This window comes from Enterobacter cloacae complex sp. IR5401 (assembly GCF_049238425.1).
GTDB classification, from domain to species: Bacteria; Pseudomonadota; Gammaproteobacteria; order Enterobacterales; family Enterobacteriaceae; genus Enterobacter; species Enterobacter hormaechei_C.
This window is the reverse complement of the sequence record NZ_JBMKHN010000004.1, coordinates 333,698-339,697: the sequence shown is the minus strand read 5'-3', so window position 1 is coordinate 339,697 and position 6,000 is coordinate 333,698. Positions and strand designations below refer to the sequence as shown.

At 52.1% G+C, this 6,000-nt stretch carries 6 protein-coding genes; all 6 read left to right on the top strand.

Features of this window, described 5'->3' with window-relative positions:
- Nucleotides 1-1,103: VasL domain-containing protein (locus tag ACOTX1_RS09070; protein WP_421637450.1), on the top strand; the 1,103-nt coding region annotated here is incomplete at its 5' end.
- Between the two features lie 28 nt (nt 1,104-1,131).
- Complete coding sequence (locus tag ACOTX1_RS09065) at nt 1,132-1,620, top strand: hypothetical protein (RefSeq protein WP_023314232.1); 489 nt, start codon at nt 1,132-1,134, stop codon at nt 1,618-1,620.
- Between the two features lie 316 nt (nt 1,621-1,936).
- Nucleotides 1,937-3,067 carry a methyl-accepting chemotaxis protein gene (locus ACOTX1_RS09060; RefSeq protein ID WP_023314231.1) on the top strand — a complete coding sequence of 377 codons (1,131 nt, stop codon included), beginning with the start codon at nt 1,937-1,939 and terminating at the stop codon, nt 3,065-3,067.
- Between the two features lie 90 nt (nt 3,068-3,157).
- Nucleotides 3,158-4,141, top strand: coding sequence for a zinc transporter ZntB (gene zntB, locus ACOTX1_RS09055; RefSeq protein ID WP_023314230.1), 984 nt, complete (start codon nt 3,158-3,160; stop codon nt 4,139-4,141).
- Between the two features lie 280 nt (nt 4,142-4,421).
- Entirely contained in the window at nt 4,422-4,568 is a 147-nt protein-coding gene (locus ACOTX1_RS09050) for a hypothetical protein (protein ID WP_275427718.1), read from the top strand.
- A gap of 57 nt (nt 4,569-4,625) precedes the next feature.
- Nucleotides 4,626-5,999 carry an ATP-dependent RNA helicase DbpA gene (dbpA, locus tag ACOTX1_RS09045; protein ID WP_023314228.1) on the top strand — a complete coding sequence of 458 codons (1,374 nt, stop codon included), beginning with the start codon at nt 4,626-4,628 and terminating at the stop codon, nt 5,997-5,999.
- Nucleotide 6,000 lies beyond the last annotated feature (1 nt).

Below are 6,000 nucleotides of genomic sequence, written 5' to 3'. Positions count from 1 at the left end.
AGCTGGATGCCGTAATGCATCACCAGGAGTTCCAGAAGGTGGAGTCCCTGTGGCGCGGCCTGAAGCAGCTGGTGGACAGCACCGACTACCGCCAGAATGTGAAAACCGAAATTCTGGATGTGTCGAAAGAAGATCTGCGTCAGGACTTTGAAGACGCGCCGGAACTTATTCAGAGCGGCCTCTATCAGGCTGAGGAGAATCTGAACGCTCTGAGTGACATGTTGCAACGCCTCGAACTTAAGCATGCTGCTCAGCTTGATGCCCTGCGCTCGATGATGCAGAACGCAGCAGTGCGTCTGGAAAACAGCGAAAATACGGGCGTAAGTCTGCCGGGGAACGCGGTGGGGGCCGCGGAACTCCACCTCACAGAACCGACAGAGCGTTGTAAAAGGGTTTATGTGGTTCAGCCCGAGCCGTTGCTGAATAAAGAGCCTCCTGTATCCGTGAAGCAGTGGAAGCCATTTGCTGCGGGTATGTTGTCCATGCTGGTGGCTGCCAGTGTTGTCGCAGTGGGATGGCAGATGATGCATGCGCCAAATTCGGCGCAAATGCAGCTGGCCGCGTCCCTGGCTCCTATACCTGAAGGACTCTCTACAGCACAGTTGCAGGCGCTGCAACAAACGTCACCGCCACCTGAACCGGGGATCAGTAAGACACAGCAGATGTTAGCGCAGCTTTTACACCTGAAACCAGACTGGGCAGTAAGCTACGGCGACCGTCTGGTGCAGCAGGCGCTGACGCTGTGGCCTGAAGAGGCCAAACCCCTGGCGCAACAGTGGCACAAGCAGATTAGCGTTGCCGGACTTGCAGAATCAGATCTGAATGGCTGGCATCAGGGGATGACGCAGTTACAGCAGTTGACGAACAGGCTGAACGCGCTGGATGAACAGAAGGGGAAGTACATGACGGTGAGTGAACTGAAATCAGCCGTGTTTGCCATGTCGCAGTCCTTCAGCCATACCGTTCCGCTTGAGGAGCAGCTTCGTCTGCTTTCTATTTTACCTGCCGGGCAACCCCTGTCAGCAGCGCAGCTAAACCAGACCGAACAGCATCTTCAGCAGTTGATTGCCAGCTATGCTCTGCTGAAGCACCAAAAAGAATAATGAGACTGGCGAAAAACACGGAGTTGACATGTCAGCAAGAGAGCGTTTTTTTAAGAAAGTGCAACAGAGTATCGGGGACAAACCGATCTATGTTAATACGGCTGAGGCCGAAGTCAGGGCGTTTTGTGAGCGGATGGAGGATCTTGCGCAGCAAATCATTACATGGTTTGAAGGTTCTGGTATTGAAATATTTTTATCTAAAAAACATATCACCGATTTAAGTACGGTTGGCTACAGCCTTAGTAGCGGTATATGTCGTTATGCTATTACGACGATCATTTTGCAAAATGGGGATCGCAGCGTCACCATTATGCCAGAACAGGTGATCAGGGGGTCGGAGAAGGGGTGTGTGACGATGAGTATTACTGTCCCCGATAGTCTGTCGGGGGCAAGGATATTCCATTTAAGCATGGCGCCTGAAGCAGGCTGGTATATTCGTCGCGGGCATCAAAGTGCAAAAGAGAATATCCTCATGACTGAGGACTGTTTTTTCCAGTCTATCGACTGTCTGGCCTGAACGTCAGCCACCCTAACGGAAGGGGCGTGCAATAACGTAGTTAATATATATTAACTACGTTAACTTATTAAGCACCACTAAACATCGGCACTCTACAGTATCTCTCCTTAAATATATAATTACCGTTATTGAAGGAGTATCAGTAACCAAACGACAAGCCAGATATTTACCGTAACACATGCTTTTTATCCGCCTTAAGTAAAACTGCACATATCAAACTGCAAAACAACAAACCAGCGACGAACGTGAGGACAAATTCGTATGGCAATGCTATAACCCTTAATGCCAACCAAAATATAATGTCCCAGGAAAACGTATGCTAAGAAATATTAGTGTCAGAACGTTCATTGTCTATTTCCTTTTATGTGTATTTTTGGTAAGTGATGGAGTTATAGCGCTATATTCACGGAATTCTTCGCTTTTTATTGCAGTCATAATTGTACAATTCATCGCCTTATTTTTACTCTGGGCGTACATGACAAAATATCTTGTGACGCCGATCAATACTGTGAAAAAAAGTATTGAAGAAGTGACGTCAGGCAAACTTGGCGTGTCGATACCTGAATTTGGCAACAACTGTGCGGGACGTCTGATCCCGGGGATTAATAGTCTCTCCAGCAACATTGCAACGCTGGTCCGTGAGATCCGCGCCTCCTCGCAAACCGCGATGACCCTGTCAGATCAACTCTCTTCACGCAGCGCGCAGCTTTCCGTCAAAACAGAACAGCAGTCAGCTTCGCTGGTGCAAACGGCAGCCAGCATGGAAGAGATGGCTGCAAGTACAAAAAATAATGCCGACAATACCCGTTTAGCCAGCGAACAGGCGAATCTCGCGACGTTGCAGGCGCGTAAAGGCGGGGAGTTAATGGGGCAGGTCGCGAACAATATGCAGTCGATTACCGACTGCGCCCAGCAAATGACAGAGATTATCTCGCTGATTGACGGTATCGCTTTTCAGACCAATATTCTGGCGCTTAACGCCGCCGTTGAAGCGGCAAGAGCGGGCGACCATGGTAAAGGGTTTTCTGTGGTCGCGGGCGAAGTGAGAAGCCTTGCGCATCGTAGCGCCGAAGCGGCAAAAAATATTAAGTCATTGATTGAAGTTACCAGCCATAACGTGACGCAGGGCGTTAACGTGGTCTCTGAAGCCGAAAAAAACATGCATGACATTGTTACCGGTTCGGGCAATGTGAGCAGACTGATGGATGAAATATCCGCTTCAACATCAGAACAGGAAAAAGGTATTTCACAAATTACGCAGGCATTGTCTGAGCTTGAACGCGTAACGCAGAGCAACGTGTCGATGGTTGAAGAACTCAATGGATCGTCAGATGTGCTGCGCAATCAGGTGATTGAGCTCCAGGCACGAACACGTAATTTCCGTCTGGAAAATGAGCTCCAGGCTGATAATGCATTAAAAAGCCGCGAATGGGCGGTGAATTCCTGAGCGTATTCAGGACGATGCCTCACATAATTATTGCTTAACCCTCGGCGAAAGCTAGACTGACACCGAAAGAGATAAAACGGTGGAGGCGCAGTGGAGAGCATCAAAGGGTCTGAGGTTAACGTACCTGACGCAGTTTTTGCATGGGTGTTTGATGGACGTGGCGGCGCAAGGCCGCTTGAAGATCAGGATCACATCGACAACGAACATCCATGCTGGCTGCACCTCAACTACACGCACCCGGACAGCGCCGAGTGGCTCGCGTCCACGCCGCTATTGCCCAACAACGTTCGGGATGCGCTGGCGGGAGAAAGTCTCAGACCCCGCGTCAGCCGGATGGGCGAGGGGACGTTAATTACGCTGCGTTGTATAAACGGCAGTACGGATGAGCGTCCGGATCAGCTGGTGGCCATGCGTGTTTATATGGATGAACGGCTGATTGTTTCCACCCGCCAGCGAAAAGTGCTGGCGCTGGATGACGTCATTAACGATCTGAAAGAGGGCACGGGACCAACGGATTGCGGAAGCTGGCTGGTGGATGTGTGTGATGCGTTGACCGATCATGCCAGCGAGTTTATAGAAGAACTTCACGATAAAATCATCGATCTGGAAGATAACCTGCTCGATCAGCAAATCCCCCCACGTGGTTTTCTGGCGTTGCTGCGTAAACAGCTCATCGTGATGCGCCGCTATATGACCCCCCAGCGCGACGTTTATGCGCGACTGGCCAGCGAACGCATGAGCTGGATGAACGACGATCAGCGCCGCAGAATGCAGGATATCGCTGACCGGCTCGGACGTGGTCTGGACGAGATTGACTCATGTATTGCCAGAACGGCAGTCATGGCGGATGAGATAGCCCAGGTAATGCAGGAGTCGTTAGCCAGGAGAACGTACACCATGTCGCTGATGGCGATGGTCTTTTTACCGAGTACCTTCCTGACGGGGTTGTTTGGCGTAAACCTCGGAGGGATCCCCGGCGGTGAATATCACTATGGCTTCACGACATTTTGCGTCATGTTAGTGGTTTTGATTGGCGGTGTTGCGTGGTGGTTGCATCGTAGTAAATGGCTGTAAATTTACGCTTTTCTGTGGCAGAGTCGGCTTCAAAACGACATTTTAATTGAGCGAAGTCAATAAACTCCGACCATGTTAGGTGCAATATTACTCCCGCAGGTGAATGCAACGTCAAGCGATGGGCGTTGCGCTCCATATTGTCTTACTTCCTTTTTTTGAATTACTGCATAGCACAATTGATTCGTACGACGCCGACTTTATAGTCGGCTTTTTTTTGCCTCCTGTTTATCTGCGTCTACCCTTTAGGGGTCAGCACCCTAATCTGGAGGAAAAGATGAGTATGCTACTTGCCCTGCAACGCCTGAACACCTGGCAGTCCGATCCGGTGCCCACCGATCCGACGCCGATACCCGACCCTGTCCCACGTCCGCAGCCGATGCCGGATCCACCGCCGGATGAAGAGCCGATTAAATTGTCGCATCGTTAGCGCAGATCTGCGAGGATACGCGCCATCTGACTGCAATCATTACCACGAGAGTATATTGTGACCGCTTTTTCCACGCTGAACGTTCTGCCTGAAGCCCAACTGACTAACCTGAATGAGTTGGGCTACCTCACTATGACCCCTGTCCAGGCCGCCGCGCTGCCGGCTATCCTTGAAGGCCGTGACGTGCGCGTGCAGGCGAAAACCGGCAGTGGAAAAACGGCTGCATTCGGGCTAGGCCTGTTACAACACATTGATGCAACCCTGTTTCAGACTCAGTCCCTGATACTCTGCCCGACGCGCGAGCTGGCCGACCAGGTCGCGGGTGAGCTGCGTCGTCTGGCGCGTTTTTTGCCTAACACTAAAATTTTAACGCTCTGCGGCGGGCAACCGTTTGGTGCGCAGCGCGATTCCCTTCAGCACGCGCCGCATATCATTGTGGCAACGCCGGGCCGTCTGCTCGATCACCTGCAAAAAGGCACCGTTTCACTCGATGCACTGCAAACGCTGGTGATGGATGAAGCTGACCGCATGCTGGATATGGGCTTCAGCGATGCGATTGACGAAGTGATCCGCTTTGCGCCAGCCACGCGTCAGACGCTGCTCTTTTCTGCCACCTGGCCTGAGGCGATTGCGGCGATCAGCGGGCGCGTGCAGAAGAACCCGCTGACCATTGAAATCGATACTGTCGATGCGTTGCCGGCGATTGAGCAGCAGTTCTTCGAGACATCGCAGCAGGGCAAAATTCCACTGCTACAAAAATTGCTGAGCCAACACCAGCCAGCGTCCTGCGTGGTGTTCTGTAATACCAAAAAAGACTGTCAGGCGGTGTGCGATGCCCTGAATGATGCCGGGCAGAGCGCATTATCGCTGCATGGTGATCTGGAACAGCGCGATCGCGATCAGACGCTGGTGCGTTTCGCTAACGGCAGCGCTCGCGTGCTGGTTGCAACGGATGTGGCGGCCCGTGGCCTGGATATTAAATCGCTTGAGCTGGTGGTGAATTTCGAACTGGCATGGGATCCGGAAGTGCATGTCCACCGCATCGGGCGTACTGCGCGTGCGGGTAACAGTGGTCTCGCCATCAGCTTCTGCGCACCTGAAGAGGCGCAGCGCGCTAATATTCTTTCGGAAATGCTGCAACTGAAACTCAACTGGGTGAATACCCCAGGTAATATCAGCATCGCTCCGCTGGCGGCGGAAATGGCCACCCTGTGCATCGACGGCGGTAAAAAGGCCAAAATGCGTCCCGGTGACGTTCTGGGGGCGTTAACAGGGGATATCGGTCTCGACGGGGCAGATATTGGCAAGATAACGGTCTACCCTGCGCATGTCTACGTAGCGGTTCGCCAGTCGGTTGCGCATAAGGCCTGGAAACAGTTGCAGGGCGGGAAGATTAAAGGGAAAACCTGCCGCGTTCGACTGCTGAAGTAAG